This is a genomic window from Ottowia thiooxydans DSM 14619 (genome assembly GCF_000422885.1).
Taxonomy (GTDB): Bacteria; Pseudomonadota; Gammaproteobacteria; order Burkholderiales; family Burkholderiaceae_C; genus Ottowia; species Ottowia thiooxydans.
In genome coordinates, this window is the sequence record NZ_AUGX01000012.1 from 109,343 (window position 1) to 126,566 (window position 17,224).

A 17,224-nucleotide genomic window follows, 5' to 3' on the forward strand; every position below is an offset into this window, starting at 1 on the left:
GGAGTTAATCCATGGGCCAAGTGTCGACTCTTAAGCTGCTTATTTTTCTGGCCGTATGCGCCTTTACCTCTCAGATTCCAGCCCATGCCGCAGACGATTTTCCCGTACGGCCCATTCGGATGTTGGTCGGATTTTCGGCAGGTGGAGCTACGGATGTGCAGGCCCGCCTCATTGCGCAGCTGCTCTCCGAGAGGTTGGGTCAAACCGTCATCATTGAGAACAGACCGGGCGCCGGGGGCAGTATTGCAGCAGGCGCAGTAGCCAAGTCGCAACCAGATGGCTACACCCTGCTCTACACCTCGGCCGCTCTGGCCATCAACTCGGCGCTCTACAACAAGCTTCCATTCGACCCTGTTGCAGATTTTTCTCCGATTGGCTCCACAACCAAGACATTGAATGCATTGGTGGTGCATCCGTCAGTACCGGCGCGCACCACAGCCGACTTCATTAAATATGTCAAAGCAAACCCGGGTACCGTGACCATGGGATCACCTGGCATTGGATCGTCAGGGCATATGGCCCAGGTGCAGTTCAACACCATGGCGGGGATTGCGGTCAATCAAGTGCCCTATAAAGGCACCAACGAAGTCGTCAGAGACATCATTTCCGGGCAGATCAAATCTACGGTAGACGCCGCCACGGTGTACTTGCCCTACCTGAAGGATGGAGCACTACTTGCGCTATGTGTGGGGGACACCAGCCGTGCAGCCCTGTTGCCCAACGTACCCACGTGCGATGAAAGTGGGCTCAGCGGCTATTCGGTTCGAAGCTGGCAAGGAATACTGGCTCCAGCCCGTACGCCCAAGCCAGTAGTAGACAAGCTCGGCAAGGAGCTCGCCGAAGTACTGAAAAACCCCGGCCTCATTCAAAAGCTTCAAGCCTCCGGCGCGAGGGTCATGGCCAACTCACCGGAAGAGTTTGCCACACTGATCCGCCAGGACGTCACCGCTTTTGACGATTTAGCCAAGGTAGCGCGAATCGAAAAGCAATAGTTAAAAGAGTACGCAAGGGTGCAATGAAATCTATGGAACATTCGTTTATTCCTTCTGATGAATACGTTCAGCATGCACGTGACTTGCACAAGAACAATATTGTTTTTGATTCTCTGGCCCCTGGGTTCATTGATGAATGGTTAGTCACACCATCCATGCGCGAAGTGGGGTTAGAGGTCCAGGCAAAGGGAGGCACCCGCCCAGCCATAAAGGAAGCCATGGCACGCCGCTTGATCGAGCAGTGCACACAGGACAATGAGACCCGCAGGGAGTACCTAGATTACTGGGATCGTGCGGGGGTAACGGCAGGCAACTACACGCTTTACGCTTCGGGACCTCCAGACACCGCCTATGAAGCGACCTTGAGAGCCGCGCAGCAAGCCCAGCAATTTGCCCAGCTCTTCAACGGCGAGCTGAGTGTTGCCAACACGGCCAACGAGGTGGAAGCCGCTTACAAAGCGCGGCACCACGTCGTCATGTTCAATCTGCAAAGCGCAGAGCCGGTGGGCAGTGATCTGGATCGTGTCGACAAGCTGCACGAGCTTGGAGTACGGAGCATGCAACTGACCTACAACCTGCGAACGCGTTTTGGAGATGGTTGCCTGGAAACCAACGATGGTGGCCTGAGTCGATTTGGTGAGGCTCTTATTGAAAAGATGAATTCCACAGGCATCATAGTCGATCTCTCGCACGCCAGCGCCGGAACGGCGAAAGATGCAGTGGCTGCGTCGCGCAGGCCTGTCATCGCATCACACACGGCAGCGCGCAACATCAGTGGTCACCGAAGAGGCCTTTGGGACGAGGTGCTCAAAGGCATCTCAGACACAGGAGGTTATGCCGGCGTTGTAATTCTTCCAGCTTTCATTGTGGGAGCCAATGGCAATGACAACGCAGAGAGGGCAGGAAAGCCACGCTCCTGGGCAACCTTGGATGTGGTGGTAGACCACATCCTTCACCTGGTGAATGTGATGGGCACTGATCATGTGGGTGTTGGCACAGACTGGGGCAAGCCGTACTACAACGCACTCACTTGGACCCCCGAAATGGTGAAACCGCAACGAGGATTCAATTGGATCGGTTGGCGTCCGGAAGATCGGTTCGACCCCAATGCCCAAACCTACGGTATGGAAACATGGGATCAGTGGCCAAACCTGACAGCGGCGCTGCTGCAGCGCGGTATGCCTGAGGATGTGGTGGTGAAGATCATTGGCGGCAACTATATGCGTGTGCTTCGCGAATTCAGCCAGTAGATCATGAGCGATTCAGTTCTCCCCCCTATGACCCGCGTCGGCGTCATAGGAGCTGGGGTCGTGGGCGCGTGCACCGCTTACGCCTTGCACAAGCGCGGATTTGACGTCGTCTTGATTGATAAAGGCGAGCCCGGGGAAGGCTGCAGCTTCGGCAATCTTGGAGCGATCAGCATGAGCTCCATCGTGCCGCTGGCAACGCCTGGCGTGATCAAATCTGCGCCGTCCATGCTGAGTGACCCCAACAGCCCGCTGTTTTTGCCGCTTCGCTATCTTCCTAAAGCGGCGCCGTGGCTTGCGCGCTTTGTGATGTCCGCCCGCCCAAGTGTGGTGGCCCGAAACTCTGCTGAGCTGGTAAAGCTCCATGCAGGAGCGGTTCAAGCACACGCGGATCTCACCAAAGAAATCGGTGTTCCTGAGCTCCTCGTCCACCGAGGTCAAATCCACCTTTATCCGTCAAAAGCTGCTCTGGAAGGCGACTCAGCCGCCTGGAAGCTGCGTCATCAGCACGGCTTGAAGTTTCGAGAGCTCGATGCTGCGGATATCGCAGAGATGGAACCTCGCATGGGATTTCGCTATCCAGTCGGGATTTTTCTGAACGACGACGCGACCATCCTTAATCCGTTGCGATACGTTCAAGCTATCGTGGCAGCTTTTGTTTCTGCTGGAGGGCAGGTTTGGAAGCGAGAAGTGCACCGCCTGGAGCGCAAAGAAAGCGCGGGTTGGTGCATTCACTCAGAACGGGGTCCTGAAGACTTTTCTCAATTGGTGGTGGCCGCAGGAGCTTGGTCTAAGCAGTTGCTCCACACCGCAGGAATACACGTGCCCATAGAAAGCCAGCGCGGCTATCACGTTCAGTTCATTGGCGGGGGATCGCTCATCTCTCGATCCATTCTTCTCACGGACAAAAAAGTGTTTCTCGCTCCTATGGAAACCGGGCTGAGGATAGGAGGCACAGTTGAAATCGCTGGGCTTCAGAGCCCACCGAATGCAAAAAGGTCACTGATTCTTGAAGGTATGGCGCGCGATCTATTTCCTGAGCTGGAAGGGATGGCTACCACCCACTGGATGGGTCACCGCCCCTGCATGCCAGATTCGGTCCCCAAGATTGGCAGCACAGGACTACCGGGCCTGCATATGACAGTCGGCCATGGGCATCTTGGGCTTACAGACTCGGTCCTTTCCGCGAACAAAATCGTCGAATCGATGCTGAAAGAAGTTCGGGCGACGTGATCTGCAGGCGATATCCCTAAGCCGTTGATGCGTCTCTACCTCGAGGTCAGTGGGGCTTCAAAGCATCAGAAGTACGCGACTTACAGGATTTGCCACCGATCAGCCGCTCGTCCAGCAAACAGGCTCAACGATTGAGGTTGATCGATAAGTTTCTTTTTATCAATCATAATTTTCTACATAATGATCGATAAATAGGAGTCTTATCAATCATGCCGTGGATCTGGCAACTCAAGGAATGGCCCAGCTTTAGCTGGCAAAACGGTCTTCTGGATAGAGAGGAGCGGCGCTTTGCCGAGGGTGTGTCGGTGACCATTGGTAGCCTGCGCCACCTGGCCGCCGGCGAACGCGAGAGTCTGACCATCGCACTGTTGGAGCGTGACGCGCTCGGCACATCGGCTATCGAGGGTGAAGTGCTGGACCGCGCCAGTGTGCAGTCTTCACTGCGTAAGCACCTGGGCTTATCTGATACCTCGCCCCAGCTTTCACGCGGCAAGCCCAGGGAAGATGGGCTCGCCGAGATGATGGCCGACCTATATAGAGAGCCAGACGCCGCATTGACCCACGAACGCCTCTTTGCATGGCACCACATGCTTATGCACGGCCGGCGCGACTTGGGGCAGATAGGACACTACCGGGAGCATGTATCGCCCATGCAAATCGTCTCCGGCCAGATTGGAGACGAGCGAGTGCACTACGAAGCTCCGCCGTCAGCCCAGGTGATGGCTGAAATGGAGGCATTTCTTGTTTGGTTTGCCGGCACGGCACCCGGTGCGGCCGATGCCCTGCCCGCGATCACGCGGGCAGCGGTGGCACACCTGTGGTTCGAGTGCATACATCCGTTAGAAGATGGCAATGGCCGCATCGGCCGGGCTATCGCTGAGATGGCTCTGGCACAGGCGACCAGCACGCCATGTTTTACCGGTATGTCCGCCGTGCTGTATAGCCACCGAAAAGAATATTACGAGCAGCTCAAGCGCCATAGTGTCAGACTCGACATCGACGAATGGCTGCATTGGTTTTCCCAGCGTGCGCTGGAGGCTCAGTTGGAGGCCGACCGGTTCGTACGATTTCTTATAGACAAGGCGGCTCTGCTCACGCGGCTATCTGGTCAGCTCAATCCGCGGCAGGAGAAAGCCCTGCTGCGCCTGTTCCGGGAAGGGCCCGACGGATTTACAGGCGGCCTGAGCGCCGGAAACTACGCTGCCATCACCGGTGCGCCCCCAGCCACAACCACGCGTGATCTGGCCGATCTGGTCAACAAGGGCGCACTTCGAAGGTCCGGGGAGCGCAAGTCGACACGCTATTGGTTGGCGATCGAAGCAGCATGAACAAGTGCTGCCAACATGCTTTGCCCGTTCATGACGCTATATCAAGGTCACAAATGGAGCGGGTGAAGGGAATCGAACCCTCGTAATTTGCTTGGGAAGCAAGTGTTCTACCATTGAACTACACCCGCGTGCGGCCCCGATTCTAGCGGAGCTTTTCGAGCAGGCTCCAATCGACTCGGTTTGGGCAGGCCAATGTCGTATGAAAGGACCTTGGAACGTGATCACCGCAGCCCACTCAGACTAGTGCAATATGGGGTGACTTTTCAACCGAAAGCAGAACATGGGGAACCCTTCGTCTTCAAAAGGCAAGATCAAAGACACGGTGCCAAAGCTCGTGGAATTCATCGACACGACGATATACGGGGACATCTGGGAACGCCCCGAGCTCTCCAAACGTGATCGCAGTCTGATCACGGTGTCGGCATTGATTGCCATGAGAGCGACTGATCAAATGCGCTCGCATATGGAAAAGGCATTGGATAACGGCGTGACGCCGGTGGAGCTAACGGAGCTCATCACCCATTTGGCCTTCTATGCAGGGACACCAGCGGCTGTCTCCGCCGCACTTATTGCTCGCCCCGTGTTGGTCGAATCAGGGTTTGTGAAGCCTGATGAAGCAGGCAGTTAATGCTGCCTTATGAAGTTTGAATCTCGTTCGTCCTGGAAAGGGTTTAAGCCCTTCGACAAGCTCAGGGCGAACGGTTAATGCATCGCCATGCCGGATCAATAGCCGTAGCATTTCTTGCCTTCTCTGTGCTCTATCCTGCGCGAAGCTTCAACCATTGAACGCCAGGTCGGCAGGGAGCCTGGCGTTAACGAAGTTGGTCGAACACGCCCCAACCGCTTCTAATCGCGCCCTCCAACGTGGCCGGATACGGCCCTTCAATGTAGTCACCGCAAGCGGCCAAACCAGGAGCGATTTGAGTCGGCGGGCGGACCAATGCAGGTGTGCACGCGAAGGTGGCGCGTTTTTCGATGATGGTGAGGAGAGGCTTCACGGCCAATCCCAGTTGGCTCTGGGCTTGAGCGACTACAGCAGCCTCCAGCTTCGTGCGTTCACCCTGGCTGGCGCTGATCACAAATGCGAGCAGCCCTGTGGGATGTTGGGGTACGCTGATTTGATCTCTGTCGAACACGAACTGCGCGGGATGCTGATCATCTGCACGCAGAGCGAGCATGGGGCGCTGCAGCAGCGAAGCTGTGCCGGATGAATTAGCCTGAGCGTAGACCGTAGCAATGGCCTGAAATTCCAGTGCGGCAGCTTGCGCAGACCACATCTTCATCAGTTCGTGCAAAGAGCCTTCAGCAACCTGTGACGATACGTTCAGGATGCGAGCGGCTTCTGAGGCGGAAACGGCCAACGCCACCAGGTCAAACGACTCACCATCTATCCACCACTGATCTGCTTTTCTTTCCACCCCATCGATTCGCTGGCCGGTCAGCACCCGCGCACCTTTTTCCTCGATCCAACGCGCGGCAGGAACAGGAAATAGTGCACTCAGATCGCAGCGCGGCAACAAGAAGTTGGAGCCACCGCGTTGGCTGAACAAGCCATCTTTCAGAACACGCAGAAAGACCGTACCGCTGGATTGCTTTACCGGCGTATTGAGTGCCGACACACACAGAGGTTCGATAAATTCCTTCATCAGCGTGGGCGGCAATCCGGCGCAGAGATCAGCCACGCTGGCGCTCGGGGCGCAACGGAACCCGGCTAGCTGCCAGCGGCTAGCTACCCTGAGCAGCGCCAGTTTGGATCGCCACGGCCAGCCGCGCGCACCTACGATGCCAGCTAGCGCATCCAGTGGGGTAGGTAGATCCGGCAGCGAAAGGCCTGTGCCATCCGGAAACGTCAACGCCATAGGAAAACGCAGCAGGGTTTGCTCCGGATCCACGCCCACCATGCGCATCAACCGCAGGGATTCGGCATAGGCGCCGATGAGAATGTGCTGGCCGTTATCTACCCAGATTTCACCGCCATCAGGCAAAGTGAGCGGTACGCCTCTTGCCCGGCCGCCGAGCGTGCGTGCAGCTTCCAACAGTGTGACTTGATGGCCTTCTTGTACCGCCCGTGCTGCAGCGGCCATTCCCGCCCAGCCAGCACCGATGATGGCGATTCGTTGCGGACTCGTCATTTCAGCCTTCTGTGCCATTGGCGCGAGAGTCCGTGGTGCCGCGACAACCCGGCCACGCAAAACGACAAAAACTCGTCGAGCGAACGCTCATTCCTAGAACCGGCCCAGTGCCTGCATCTTCCAGGCGAGCCATAGTTTGCGCAGCGGCGTAAGGGCGATGCGCTGGTGCAGCACCTTGAAATCATCGGCTTCTATCTCGCGCAGCAGAGTGCGATAGATGCTGGCCATCATCAGGCCCGGCTTTTGGCTATGGCGATCTTGGGCAGGTAGCAGGGCCAGCGCCTTGTCATACAGGGCGTGCGCGCGCTCGGTCTGGAATTTCATGAGCTTCACGAAGCGATCAGAGTATTCGCCCTTGACGACCTCGTGCGCCTTGACGTCGAACTGCTGCAGCTCGCTCACTGGGAGGTAGATGCGATCGCGCCGTGCGTCTTCGCCGACATCTCGAATGATGTTAGTGAGCTGAAACGCCAGGCCCAGGGTGTGGGCGTATTCCGTGGTCTGTGGCACGCTCTGGCCAAAGATCTTGGCTGAAACCTCGCCCACCACGCCGGCAACGAGATGGCAGTAGCGTTGCAGCGCAGCAAAATCCAGGTAGCGAGACTGCGTCAAGTCCATCTGGCAGCCTTCGATCACGGCGAGCAAATGGCGCGCTTCTATGCCGTATTCGGCAGTATGCGGCATCAGCGCTTGCATGGCCGGATGGGTGGGTTGGCCTGAATAGGCGCGGCCTACTTCAGACTGCCACCAAGCCAGTTTAGTGGCTGCCACGCCGGGATCGCTCACCTCGTCCACCACGTCATCCACCTCTCGGCAGAAGGCGTAGAAGGCCGTAATGGCGGCGCGGCGCGGCGCTGGCAGAAAAAGAAAGGCGTAATAGAAGCTGCTGCCCGAGGCAGCGGCTTTTTGTTGAACGTAGTCTTGCGGGGTAGTGCTCACAGGGTTGATTGTCCCATCGGTCGGGGCCGAGGCCAGAATTACATGCGCAGCATGCGCCAAAAAATGATGGGCGCGTCTGCCTTTCCTACGGTGGGGCGCCCCCGAAGAGTGCCGTAGCCAGTGGCGGCGATCTTGTCCAGAATGCGCAGACCGCCCTGCACTACTGCACGCAATTCCCAGCCGGCGCGGCCGGGAATACGGTGCACGAGCTGGGCGCCGCTCAGCATTCTGGCTCGTGCATCCTCCACACAGGCTTTTATGAGAAGTGTGCTTTCCCCGCTCTGCTGCATTTCAGGAAACTGGCGTGCGGGATCGCTGATGATGAACCCGTGCGCCGCGCAGTCGGCCAAGGGCAGGTAATAGCGGCCTCGCGGGATATCCACACTCAAATCCTGCCAGAAATTGATCAGCTGTAGTGCGGAGCATATGGCGTCGCTCTCGGCGTAGCGCTCTTCACCCCTCACGCCGTATAGGTGCAGCAACAAGCGGCCTACAGGGCTGGCTGAGCGGCTGCAGTAGTCGAGCAGGTCAGTCATGTCTGCATACGCGCTGCCATCGCGCGTCATGGTGACGTCTTGAGTAAAGGCTGAGAGCAGGTCATCCAGAGGCTGGGGGGGCAGATCAAATGCCGCCATTTGGGAGGCCAATGGCTCAAACACGGGCCGCCAGCGATTCGAAGGCGCCCGCTTTTTCACCACCGCGTGCAAATCTGCACGGTACGCCGCCAGGTCTGCCAAACGCTCGTTCGCGCTGGCGTGGCCTTCGTCGGCGATATCGTCGGCCGTTCGGGCGAAATGGTAGATCGCCGCGATAGGTGGCCGCAGATGAGGCGGGCACAACCAGGAGGCCACGGGGAAATTTTCGTAGTGATCAATGGATTGAGGCATGGGCTCGCAATTGTGACCTGCGTGCAATGTCCACTCACAAAACCCACCGTGCGATCAGCGAGAATGAAACAAGACTTTGAGATCCCCACCCCCTCACCTTTTAACGCTCTTCATGACATCAACGCTTCGCCAATGGGTTGTTACCGCCTCCGGTCTCCTGGCAACGCTGCTCGCGCCAGGAGCATGGGGTAAAGAATGCTTGCAAGCCTTCGTTCCTCCCACCGAGGCAGCCCTGTCTGCCGCGGCACAGCAAGCCCAAGACCGGGGCTTTCTCTGGAAGATCAGCAAGGCTGGAAAGCATTCCTATTTGTACGGCACCATACACCTTGGCCGGCTGGAGTGGTGGGCGCCCGGGCCCAAGGTACAAGCTGCCATGGATGACAGCAGGGTTTTGGCTCTGGAGATGGACCTGAGCGATACAGCCACCGTGACCCAGCTTATGCAGGGGATGCGTGCTCAAGCTGGCGATTCACGCCTTGCACCTGAATTAACGGCGCGATTACGCCAGCAGGCAGAGTCAGAATGCATTGATTGGAAGCCGCTCGAAGGCCTGCGCACTGAGTTTCAGCTCAGCACTGTCCTGGTAGCCGCCGCGCGCCGCCACCGGTTGGAGCCAGCGTATGGTGCTGAAACCATGTTGACCGCAATGGCAAAGCACCAGAAAAAACCGCTTCGTGCTTTGGAAACCGTTGATGAGCAGCTCAGCGCACTGCGCGCCAGCAACCTCGCCGAACTGACGGAGATGATGGCAGAGAGCTTGAGCGACCTTGAAAGCGGCGCCGCGACCCAGGTGCTGGTCAAACTGGCCCGAGCCTGGGCGGGGAGTGATGCCACAACCCTCCAAAACTATGAGCAATGGTGCGACTGCATGAATTCGCAAGCCGAACGCGCCATGGCGCGGCGCTTGCTCGATGAGCGCAACCTCACCCTTGCCTCCCGAATCGATGAACTGCATGCTGCCAGTGCCCCGGTATTCGGTGCAGTAGGCGCCCTGCATATGTTTGGCGCGGCGGGCCTGCCTGCGCTGCTGAAAGCGCGTGGCTACACCGTGGATATGGTGTTCTGATCCTGATCTCAACCCCGCCCCCTGCATCCGCTATGCCCCGTCGCCTCCATCCTCGCGATTTCGAGAAGGACGCACCTTCCCTGGCGCACGCTTTGATCGGTGCCACCCTGCTGGTGGATGGGGTGGGTGGAATCATCGTAGAGACCGAGGCCTATGACCGCTCTGAACCAGCCTCTCACTGCTACCCCGGGCCCACACCACGCAACCAGGCCATGTTTGGCCCTCCTGGCCGAGCCTATGTCTACCGAAGCTATGGCATCCATTGGTGCTTGAATTTTGTGTGTCGTGAGGAGCATCACGGCGCCGGGGTGCTGATCAGGGCGCTGGAGCCTATGCAAGGCTTGGACCGCATGCGTGAAAGGCGAGGACTCCAAGACGAGCGCCTGCTCTGTGCGGGGCCTGGTCGCGTAGGCCAAGCTCTGGGCATCAGCTTGGCGCATTACGGTTTGCGGCTGGACGAGCCTCCGTTCGAAGTACTGGCTGTTCCCGCCACCCATCCTCCGGTGCAGGTGTTAGCTGGCCCGCGCATCGGCATCTCCAAGGCGGTCGATTTGCCTTGGCGCTTTGGGTTGCGGGGATCTCGGTTCCTGAGTCGGCGGTTTTAGAGCCTGTTCAAAGTCTCTGCGCGAGGGCTATTGTGTTCGAAAGACTGTGGATGCAAGGGGTGCGCCCATGCGACGAAAAACGCAGGGATACCTCGTGGTATCGCGAGTATTTTTAACGCCGCAGACGCTGTTTTTCGAGCGCAATAGGACCGCGAGGAGACTTTGAACAGGCTCTTAGGCTCCCGGCCCTCTCGCGAGCTTTACGGAGCTTCAGTTACGAAAGCGGCCTGTGGGCGTTGTCTGACACGCAACCAGGCCTATAGACGACGGCAGGGCATGACAAGGACGTTCACAATGAGTGCATACCCATTTCAGGCCATAACCCGAATGATCCCTTTACTTCGCACCTCACTCGCCACCACGGCATGCGTGGGCGCGATTTCTTTTATCTCGGGATGTACATCTGTTTCCGTCAGTGATCACGGGCGTTTTTTTCAGTACGCATCTACCGAGGGCAAGGTGATTGCTGAGTACGACGGGCACGATTCCACCACTTGTGCGACTCATCTTCAGAACCTGCGAAGAAATAGCTCCCACGGTGCTGGGGCACTGCGTTGTTCCTCGGAATCAGCCGAAGCAAGCCTGCCCGCCAAGGCCCGCGTAGCAGATGCCGGTGGGACCGAGTTCAACTTCAGGTTTGCCACTTTGGAGCAATGCCAACAAATGCTTCCGGCCATTGCAAGTGGGGGAAGTATTTTGCGCAATTGCTCCTGATCGCCAAAGCCGTCTCTAGCCGCAGCTCTTTCTCCTCCTCCCTTCCTCCTCGAGCTGCGGTTTTCCAGCGATGATTTGCTTCGGCAAATCATCGCTGCTTTCTCCTCAAACCTCTCACTTGATTTCAAGTGGATGCGCCTTCGTCCGACGAAGCAACGATCACACACGATTAAGAATCAACACGCACTCTTTTATCGTTCAACCTGGAGTCCCGTATGAATGCTGTTACCCCCGCTTCCCCGATCGACTACACCCAGGGCCAAGACGGAATGGCTCCTGGAGATCGTGCGAGAGCTCGTGTGCGTTCGCGCCTGGAGTTCCGCGCGGGAGATGGGCCGCTAATTGCCATAGAGCCTGACTACGCCCTTGAGTTGGAGCGCGCTGAGCAAAGTATGGTGGTGAGCTGGCAGGAAGATGGGCAGCCAATGAATGCCGCCATTCCGCTTGTTGAATTCAATGAATTCATTGATACCGGCAAAGTCGTCATCGAGGTCTAATTTGTCCTGCTGGCGTTTCTATCAAGCGCCCCATCCTCACGCCTTTGCCGCGCTCACCACAGAATGACCTGGGAGCAACGGAACAGCGCCAATTTGCGGCCAGTTTCATTCACCACGGTGGCAGACCAGATCTGGGTGGTCCGGCCCATGTGATCTGCCACGGCTTCCACGCTCAATACGCCTTCTTTGGCCGTGCTCAGAAAGTTGGACTTCAACTCCAGCGTGGTAAATCCTTTCGCCCCCTCCGGTAAGTGCGCCACAGTGGCGTAGCCTGCGCAAGTGTCCGCCAGCAGAATCAGTGTGGCGGCATGGAGAAATCCATTGGGGGCCATCATCCAAGGCGCGATGGTGAGCTCCATGGTCATCCGACCTTCTGAAATGGCGAGCGGCCGCAAGCCGAAGGTGCCCGGCAGTGTGCCTTTTTGACGTTCCAGGAATTTCTCTACGGTTTGATTGGTTCTAAGCATTTTCAGTCCAAGGTAGGGGTGAATGGGCCATGACTCTCGATCACATTGCAGTCTGACCGCCGGGGCGTGCAATCAGATGCTCAGCAGGCCAATTGCCTCACGCGCGACACGCGTATCGAATTCCCCGCTCATTCTGCTTCGCTCTACCCCGCTCATTCTGCTTCGCTCTAGATAAGACCAGCAAGCATCGCCTGGAAATTGAGAATGCCCGAGCGCTCTAGGGAACCTCTGCAAAACCCCTCTCGTTGCCAAATCGCTGGAAATACTTGTACTACTTTGAGGTCTTTACCTTAAAAAAGAGTATTTTTGTTCTAATAAAAGCCAGAATATGGCCTGAGATCGGTGCACAATCCGCCGATACACCCGAGGGAAGGGTGGCTCCCCGCTCTGACGGCGCCAGATTCAAGCGTTATGACCGGAGCCTATAACGACTCAAACTATGAAAAAAGACAATTTCTCGCGTGAATTCACCGTGCGCGGCGTTCTTTTGGGTGCGCTGATCACTCTGGCCTTCACGGCGGCCAACGTGTATCTGGGATTGAAGGTTGGGTTGACCTTCGCTTCCGCAATCCCGGCAGCCGTGATTTCCATGGCACTCCTTTACCGCTTCAAGGATTCCAACATCCTTGAAAACAATCTGGTGCAGACCCAGGCGTCTGCATCGGGAACACTTTCATCCGTGATCTTCGCGCTGCCGGCCTTGCTGATGCTGGGGCTTTGGTCAGGCTTCCCGTTCTGGCAAACGTCGCTGATCTGCGCTGCCGGCGGTACGTTGGGCGTGCTCTATACGGTGCCCCTGCGCCGAGTCATGGTGGTGCAATCAAACTTGCCTTACCCTGAGGGGGTCGCAGCAGCAGAAGTACTGCGCGTGGGAGACCAAAAGCGCCACCAGGATGAGACTGGTGCCCATACTGGTTCAAAGAACTCCAGTCTCCACGACCTCGGCTGGAGTGCGGGCCTTGCAGCCCTGTTCGGCTTCATGAGCAGCGGCCTGCGCGTTCTGGGCGAATCATTCAGCGCCTGGATTCCCGTGGGCAACGTGGCATTCCGCGTGGCGGCAGGCTTTTCGCCAGCGTTATTGGCCGCTGGCTACCTCATGGGCATGGCGGCGGGGATTTCGGTGCTGCTGGGTTTGGTGTTGTGCTGGGGCGTGGTGGTGCCTTGGCTGACCGCAGAGGCCACGCCATTAGCGGGACAAGCTGTGAGCGATCTCGCCAATCAATTGTGGGCCAGCAAGGCGCGCTTTCTTGGCGCAGGAGTGATTGGCATCTCGGCGCTCTGGACTGTGGGTACATTAGCGCGCCCGATCATCCGCGCCATCCGCAGCCAGCCTGCACGGGCAGAGGTGGCTGCTGGCACCCCCCGCGATGAAACCGATGAAGACATGCCTCGCAGCTGGATGCTGATCATCGGCCTGGCGGCGCTGGCAGTGCTCTTTGGAGTCGTCACCAGTTTCATTCAGGATTACATGCCAGAGCTGAGCAGTGCCGCGCTCTACAGCCTCGCAGGTTTGTGCGTGCTCTTCGCTTCGGTTTTTGGGTTTCTGGTTGCAGCCGCTTGCGGCTACATGGCCGGGCTGGTGGGTTCATCTGCCAGCCCTATATCAGGCATTGGCATCATTGCCACCATTCTCATGGGGCTTTCATTGCTGGGTTTGCATTCGCTGGTACCTGGGTTTGAGGCCAGCGTCTCGGGGAAGCTCGGTGTGGGGCTGGTGCTGTTTATGGTGGCGATCATCCTGGCCATGGCTGCCATTTCCAATGACAACCTTCAGGACTTGAAAACCGGATACATCGTAGGTGCGACACCCCGGCGCCAACAGGTGGTGCTCATTATTGGCTGCCTGGTTGGAGGTGCCGTCATTCCTCCTGTGCTCAATCTGCTTTACAACGCTTATGGCTTTGCAGGATCAATGCCGCGAGAAGGCATGGACGCGACTCAAGCCCTGGCTGCACCGCAAGCGACTTTGATGAACCAGATTGCCACGGGCATCTTCAGCGGTTCGTTGGACTGGAGCATGCTTGGTTTAGGCATTGCGATCGGTATTGCGGTGATCATTGCGGATGTCACGCTGCGGCGCTCTGGCAAGGGGGCATTGCCACCGCTGGCGGTAGGCCTGGGAATTTACTTGCCACCCACCATTGGCCTGACCCTCACCGCAGGCGCTGTACTGGGCTATCTCATCAAACGCGCCATTGACGCGCGCGCCAAACATGCCGGCAAGGCATGGGCCGCAGCGGCCGAAGAACGCGGGTTGCTTTTAGCTTCAGGTTTGATCGTAGGCGAAAGCCTGATGGGCCTGGTGATTGCGTCGCTGATAGGCTTCAGCGGCAAAGACGCGCCACTCGCGCTGGTGGCGGAAGGATTTGCGCCAGCGATGTGGTTAGGCCTGCTGGGCTTCATCGGGATCGCTGTGTTCTTCTACAAACGGGCGGTTCGCGCCTAAGCGCGCCCGCCCATCAAGCCTGGCGCATGGTTTATTGCAAGAACGCAGGCTTGGCGTAGCCCTTGAATTTGCTGTCCACCACGGTCTGGAACTCTTTAGAGCGGTAGGCTTCTGTCAGATCCTTCGCCCAGGCCGCGTCTTTATCTGCACGCTTGACGGCAACCACATTGAGATAGTGGTCAGGCGTTTTTTCGAGCGACACCGCCTCTGTCAGTTTCAGGCCTGAAGAGATTGCAAAATTGCCGTTGATGATGGCGTATTCTGTGTCGCCCAGCGAACGCGGCAGTTGCGCAGCTTCAAGCGGAATGAACTTCAGCTTCCGAGTGTTCTGGTCGATATCCTTCTCGGAGGCGCGCAGGGGATCAATACCGCTTTTGAGCGTCACCAATTTGGCCTGCTCCAGCAGAACGAGCGCACGTGCCAGATTGCTTGGGTCATTCGGCAAGGTGAAGCGGTCGCCTTCCTTGGCTTCAGCCAAGGTCTTGCGTTTGGTCGAATAGACACCCAGCGGCGCAATCGGACCTTGCACCAGCTCCACAATATCAAGCTTCTGGTCTGTAGCGAATTTCTTGAGGTAGACCAGATGCTGGAAGAAGTTGGCATCAAGCGATCCTTGTGCCAGCGCCAGATTGGGCTGCACGTAGTCGTTGAATTCCACCAGCTTGACCTTGTAGCCCTTCTTCTCCAGGATAGGGACGATGCCCTGCTTGAGCTGGTCTATGTTGGAGCCGGCAGTACCGCCGATGGTGAGCTCCTTTTTGGCGCTTTGCGCGCTGGCTTGCAAAGACAAGCCTCCAAGCGAGACAGCGGCAAAAGCCAGGGCGAGAACGGAACGGCGCAGAGGTGTGTGTTTCATGATGACGATAGGTTGGAGTTAAGAAAAGAAACGAAAATATTCAACGCTTGTCCAGACGACGTGCGCTCGTGGTACCTGCAAACTGAATGATCTGAACCAGTACCACGAGCAGGGCGACGGTCATCACCATCACGTCTGTCTGGAAACGGTAATAGCCGTAGCGGATGGCGAGATCACCGATACCGCCACCGCCAACGACGCCGGCAATAGCCGAATACGATAGGAAGCTCACCGCAAGCACAGTGAACGCCAGCACCAGGCCGGAGCGGGCTTCCACGATCAGCACGCGCCAGATGATCTGAAGCTCTGTGGCGCCCATGGCGTGGGCCGCTTCAATGACGCCTCGCGGAACCTCACGCAAACACTGATCCACCAGGCGGGCCAGGTACGGGATCGCGGCCACAGACAGCGGAACCGCAGCGGCTAATGGGCCAATGGAAGTGCCCGCAATCACCCGCGTGAAGGGCACCAGCGCCACCAGCAGAATGATGAAGGGAAACGAACGTACGGTGTTCACAATCCAGTTCAGCACCAAGTGCACAGGCTTGTTCTCCAGCGACTGCCCGGGGCTCAGCAAGAACAACAAAATCCCCAGCGGCCCGCCGATTAGCAGAGCCGCGCTCAGCCCTATGGCCAACATCAAAAATGTCTGGCCGATTGCAATGCCCAGCTCGGGCAAGATGGCAACAATGTTCTCAGGCATAAGCCACTCCCTGGATCTGGGTACGGCGCTGCGAGCTGCCTTCACCAAGCCCTGCGCCTGATTGCAACGACTCTGCTGCCTCTCGGGCACGGCGACGCACCAGTGCGTCAATCTCCCGGCCCAGTACCGTCAAGCGGGGGCCAGTAGGGCCATCAATGGCGAACTGCTCGATCAGCTCGCCCTGTTCAAGAATGGCTACTTTTCTGCATAACAGTTCGACGACTTGCAGCTCATGCGTGACGATCACAATGGTCACGCCAAGCTTCTGATTGATGTCGCGCAGCGTCGCCAGCAGCTCGTGCGTGGTCTCGCTGTCCAGGGCTGATGTCGGCTCATCGCATAGCAGCACCTTAGGGCGGGGAGCCAACGCACGCGCAATGGCTACACGCTGCTTTTGCCCGCCGGACAGTTGGGCAGGGTAGCTTTCGCTTTTTTCCTCCAGGCCCACCAACTTCAAGCACTCTTGTACACGCGCTTTGATCTCAGCCCGTGTGTGGCGTCCGTGGATTTTTAGCGGGAAGGCCACGTTATCTGCCACCGTGGCGTTCTGGATCAGATTGAACTGCTGGAAGATCATCCCAAGGCTCTGGCGCGTGTCCCGTAGTTCGCGACGCGAGAGCTTGGTCAGATCACGGCCTTCCACAATCACTTGGCCCGCGTCAGGGCGTTCAAGCAGGTTGATCAGTCGAAGCAGTGTGGATTTGCCCGCGCCACTCTTACCAATCAGGCCAAAGATGTCGCCAGCGTAGATATCCAGCGAGAGCGAACGCACGGCGTCGAAATTTTCTCCATTCGGAAGTTTGAACGACTTGCGAACGGATTCGAGCTGGATCACCGGAGGCGCATCTGACGCGGTCTCCGGTGGAGGAAAACGAATAGGCAAAACAGTAGTCATTAGGGGCGTCATACCGAAGGAATGCTCGCAAACCGAGCGTTCCTGCGGCGTTCGAAAAAACATTGAATGACGCGAGTATGGGAACTACGGGCCGAATAGGGAACGAATTAATAGTTCGCTCCTTATTACTAATTTGTATAACTCACAGGTAATTTCACATCAATAAGCACATAAGGTTTCGCACTTTCCTTCGTTTGGAAAAACGAGAGGAGCAGAC

Annotated in this window: 16 protein-coding genes and 1 tRNA gene; 9 read left to right on the plus strand and 8 right to left on the minus strand. The window is 57.5% G+C overall.

All coding sequences use genetic code 11. The annotated features are described in order from the left end of the window. The first annotated feature begins 11 nt into the window (after window positions 1-11). The 4 genes from G518_RS0111425 to G518_RS0111440 all read left to right on the plus strand — a co-directional run bounded on the left by G518_RS0111425 (window position 12) and on the right by G518_RS0111440 (window position 4,800). Complete coding sequence (locus G518_RS0111425) at window positions 12-992, plus strand: Bug family tripartite tricarboxylate transporter substrate binding protein (protein ID WP_028602663.1); 981 nt, start codon at window positions 12-14, stop codon at window positions 990-992. A 32-nt stretch (window positions 993-1,024) separates the two neighbouring features. Further along, window positions 1,025-2,242: a dipeptidase gene (locus tag G518_RS0111430; protein WP_028602664.1), complete on the plus strand. Its 1,218-nt coding sequence runs from the start codon at window positions 1,025-1,027 to the stop codon at window positions 2,240-2,242. A gap of 3 nt (window positions 2,243-2,245) precedes the next feature. Continuing rightward, window positions 2,246-3,472 (plus strand): NAD(P)/FAD-dependent oxidoreductase, encoded by a 1,227-nt coding sequence (locus G518_RS0111435; RefSeq protein ID WP_028602665.1) that lies wholly within the window; start codon window positions 2,246-2,248, stop codon window positions 3,470-3,472. A 209-nt stretch (window positions 3,473-3,681) separates the two neighbouring features. Then, window positions 3,682-4,800 (plus strand): Fic family protein, encoded by a 1,119-nt coding sequence (locus G518_RS0111440; protein ID WP_028602666.1) that lies wholly within the window; start codon window positions 3,682-3,684, stop codon window positions 4,798-4,800. Between the two features lie 54 nt (window positions 4,801-4,854). Here G518_RS0111440 and G518_RS0111445 read toward each other — a convergent pair. Continuing rightward, window positions 4,855-4,928, minus strand: a tRNA-Gly gene (locus G518_RS0111445). 152 nt (window positions 4,929-5,080) lie between these two features. Between G518_RS0111445 and G518_RS34765 the strand changes: the two genes are divergently transcribed. Further along, window positions 5,081-5,428 (plus strand): carboxymuconolactone decarboxylase family protein, encoded by a 348-nt coding sequence (locus G518_RS34765; protein ID WP_051236451.1) that lies wholly within the window; start codon window positions 5,081-5,083, stop codon window positions 5,426-5,428. A gap of 184 nt (window positions 5,429-5,612) precedes the next feature. On the opposite strand, the gene hpnE is transcribed toward G518_RS34765, so the two are convergent. The 3 genes from hpnE to hpnC form a co-directional block, all read right to left on the minus strand. Beyond that, window positions 5,613-6,932, minus strand: coding sequence for a hydroxysqualene dehydroxylase HpnE (hpnE, locus tag G518_RS0111455; RefSeq protein ID WP_036594425.1), 1,320 nt, complete (start codon window positions 6,930-6,932; stop codon window positions 5,613-5,615). Window positions 6,933-7,025: 93 nt separating this feature from the next. Continuing rightward, window positions 7,026-7,871, minus strand: a complete 846-nt coding sequence (gene hpnD / locus G518_RS0111460; protein WP_036594426.1) for a presqualene diphosphate synthase HpnD — start codon at window positions 7,869-7,871, stop codon at window positions 7,026-7,028. A 38-nt stretch (window positions 7,872-7,909) separates the two neighbouring features. Continuing rightward, window positions 7,910-8,758, minus strand: coding sequence for a squalene synthase HpnC (hpnC, locus tag G518_RS0111465; RefSeq protein ID WP_028602669.1), 849 nt, complete (start codon window positions 8,756-8,758; stop codon window positions 7,910-7,912). Between the two features lie 112 nt (window positions 8,759-8,870). Between hpnC and G518_RS34770 the strand changes: the two genes are divergently transcribed. From G518_RS34770 to G518_RS0111485, 3 genes are all read left to right on the plus strand, one after another. Beyond that, window positions 8,871-9,824: a TraB/GumN family protein gene (locus G518_RS34770; RefSeq protein WP_051236453.1), complete on the plus strand. Its 954-nt coding sequence runs from the start codon at window positions 8,871-8,873 to the stop codon at window positions 9,822-9,824. A gap of 32 nt (window positions 9,825-9,856) precedes the next feature. Continuing rightward, on the plus strand, window positions 9,857-10,429 hold the full coding sequence (locus G518_RS0111475) for a DNA-3-methyladenine glycosylase (protein WP_028602670.1): 573 nt from the start codon (window positions 9,857-9,859) through the stop codon (window positions 10,427-10,429). A gap of 929 nt (window positions 10,430-11,358) precedes the next feature. Next, window positions 11,359-11,640, plus strand: a complete 282-nt coding sequence (locus G518_RS0111485) for a hypothetical protein (protein WP_051236455.1) — start codon at window positions 11,359-11,361, stop codon at window positions 11,638-11,640. Between the two features lie 53 nt (window positions 11,641-11,693). On the opposite strand, the gene G518_RS0111490 is transcribed toward G518_RS0111485, so the two are convergent. Beyond that, window positions 11,694-12,107: a PaaI family thioesterase gene (locus tag G518_RS0111490; protein ID WP_028602673.1), complete on the minus strand. Its 414-nt coding sequence runs from the start codon at window positions 12,105-12,107 to the stop codon at window positions 11,694-11,696. A 439-nt stretch (window positions 12,108-12,546) separates the two neighbouring features. On the opposite strand from G518_RS0111490, the gene G518_RS0111495 reads away from it, so the two are divergent. After that, on the plus strand, window positions 12,547-14,553 hold the full coding sequence (locus G518_RS0111495; protein WP_028602674.1) for an OPT family oligopeptide transporter: 2,007 nt from the start codon (window positions 12,547-12,549) through the stop codon (window positions 14,551-14,553). A 31-nt stretch (window positions 14,554-14,584) separates the two neighbouring features. On the opposite strand, the gene G518_RS0111500 is transcribed toward G518_RS0111495, so the two are convergent. Genes G518_RS0111500 through G518_RS34775 form a run of 3 tightly spaced genes read right to left on the minus strand, consistent with a single transcriptional unit; the run spans window position 14,585 to window position 17,007 of the window. Next, entirely contained in the window at window positions 14,585-15,409 is an 825-nt protein-coding gene (locus tag G518_RS0111500; RefSeq protein WP_028602675.1) for a MetQ/NlpA family ABC transporter substrate-binding protein, read from the minus strand. Between the two features lie 40 nt (window positions 15,410-15,449). Continuing rightward, window positions 15,450-16,112 carry a methionine ABC transporter permease gene (locus G518_RS0111505; protein WP_028602676.1) on the minus strand — a complete coding sequence of 221 codons (663 nt, stop codon included), beginning with the start codon at window positions 16,110-16,112 and terminating at the stop codon, window positions 15,450-15,452. After that, window positions 16,105-17,007 (minus strand): methionine ABC transporter ATP-binding protein, encoded by a 903-nt coding sequence (locus G518_RS34775; RefSeq protein ID WP_084651709.1) that lies wholly within the window; start codon window positions 17,005-17,007, stop codon window positions 16,105-16,107. The genes G518_RS0111505 and G518_RS34775 overlap by 8 nt, the downstream gene beginning before the upstream one ends. Window positions 17,008-17,224: the final 217 nt, after the last annotated feature.

What these genes read in the sequence shown, in the direction of transcription:
- hpnE (WP_036594425.1), bottom strand. Translation starts at nt 6,932, where the DNA reads ATGACGAGTCCGCAACGAATCGCCATCATCGGTGCTGGCTGGGCGGGA.
- G518_RS0111500 (WP_028602675.1), bottom strand. Translation starts at nt 15,409, where the DNA reads ATGAAACACACACCTCTGCGCCGTTCCGTTCTCGCCCTGGCTTTTGCC.
- G518_RS0111505 (WP_028602676.1), bottom strand. Translation starts at nt 16,112, where the DNA reads ATGCCTGAGAACATTGTTGCCATCTTGCCCGAGCTGGGCATTGCAATC.
- G518_RS34770 (WP_051236453.1), top strand. Translation starts at nt 8,871, where the DNA reads ATGACATCAACGCTTCGCCAATGGGTTGTTACCGCCTCCGGTCTCCTG.
- G518_RS0111425 (WP_028602663.1), top strand. Translation starts at nt 12, where the DNA reads ATGGGCCAAGTGTCGACTCTTAAGCTGCTTATTTTTCTGGCCGTATGC.
- G518_RS0111440 (WP_028602666.1), top strand. Translation starts at nt 3,682, where the DNA reads ATGCCGTGGATCTGGCAACTCAAGGAATGGCCCAGCTTTAGCTGGCAA.
- G518_RS34765 (WP_051236451.1), top strand. Translation starts at nt 5,081, where the DNA reads ATGGGGAACCCTTCGTCTTCAAAAGGCAAGATCAAAGACACGGTGCCA.
- G518_RS0111435 (WP_028602665.1), top strand. Translation starts at nt 2,246, where the DNA reads ATGAGCGATTCAGTTCTCCCCCCTATGACCCGCGTCGGCGTCATAGGA.
- hpnC (WP_028602669.1), bottom strand. Translation starts at nt 8,758, where the DNA reads ATGCCTCAATCCATTGATCACTACGAAAATTTCCCCGTGGCCTCCTGG.
- G518_RS0111430 (WP_028602664.1), top strand. Translation starts at nt 1,025, where the DNA reads ATGGAACATTCGTTTATTCCTTCTGATGAATACGTTCAGCATGCACGT.
- G518_RS0111495 (WP_028602674.1), top strand. Translation starts at nt 12,547, where the DNA reads ATGAAAAAAGACAATTTCTCGCGTGAATTCACCGTGCGCGGCGTTCTT.
- G518_RS34775 (WP_084651709.1), bottom strand. Translation starts at nt 17,007, where the DNA reads ATGACTACTGTTTTGCCTATTCGTTTTCCTCCACCGGAGACCGCGTCA.
- G518_RS0111485 (WP_051236455.1), top strand. Translation starts at nt 11,359, where the DNA reads ATGAATGCTGTTACCCCCGCTTCCCCGATCGACTACACCCAGGGCCAA.
- G518_RS0111475 (WP_028602670.1), top strand. Translation starts at nt 9,857, where the DNA reads ATGCCCCGTCGCCTCCATCCTCGCGATTTCGAGAAGGACGCACCTTCC.
- G518_RS0111490 (WP_028602673.1), bottom strand. Translation starts at nt 12,107, where the DNA reads ATGCTTAGAACCAATCAAACCGTAGAGAAATTCCTGGAACGTCAAAAA.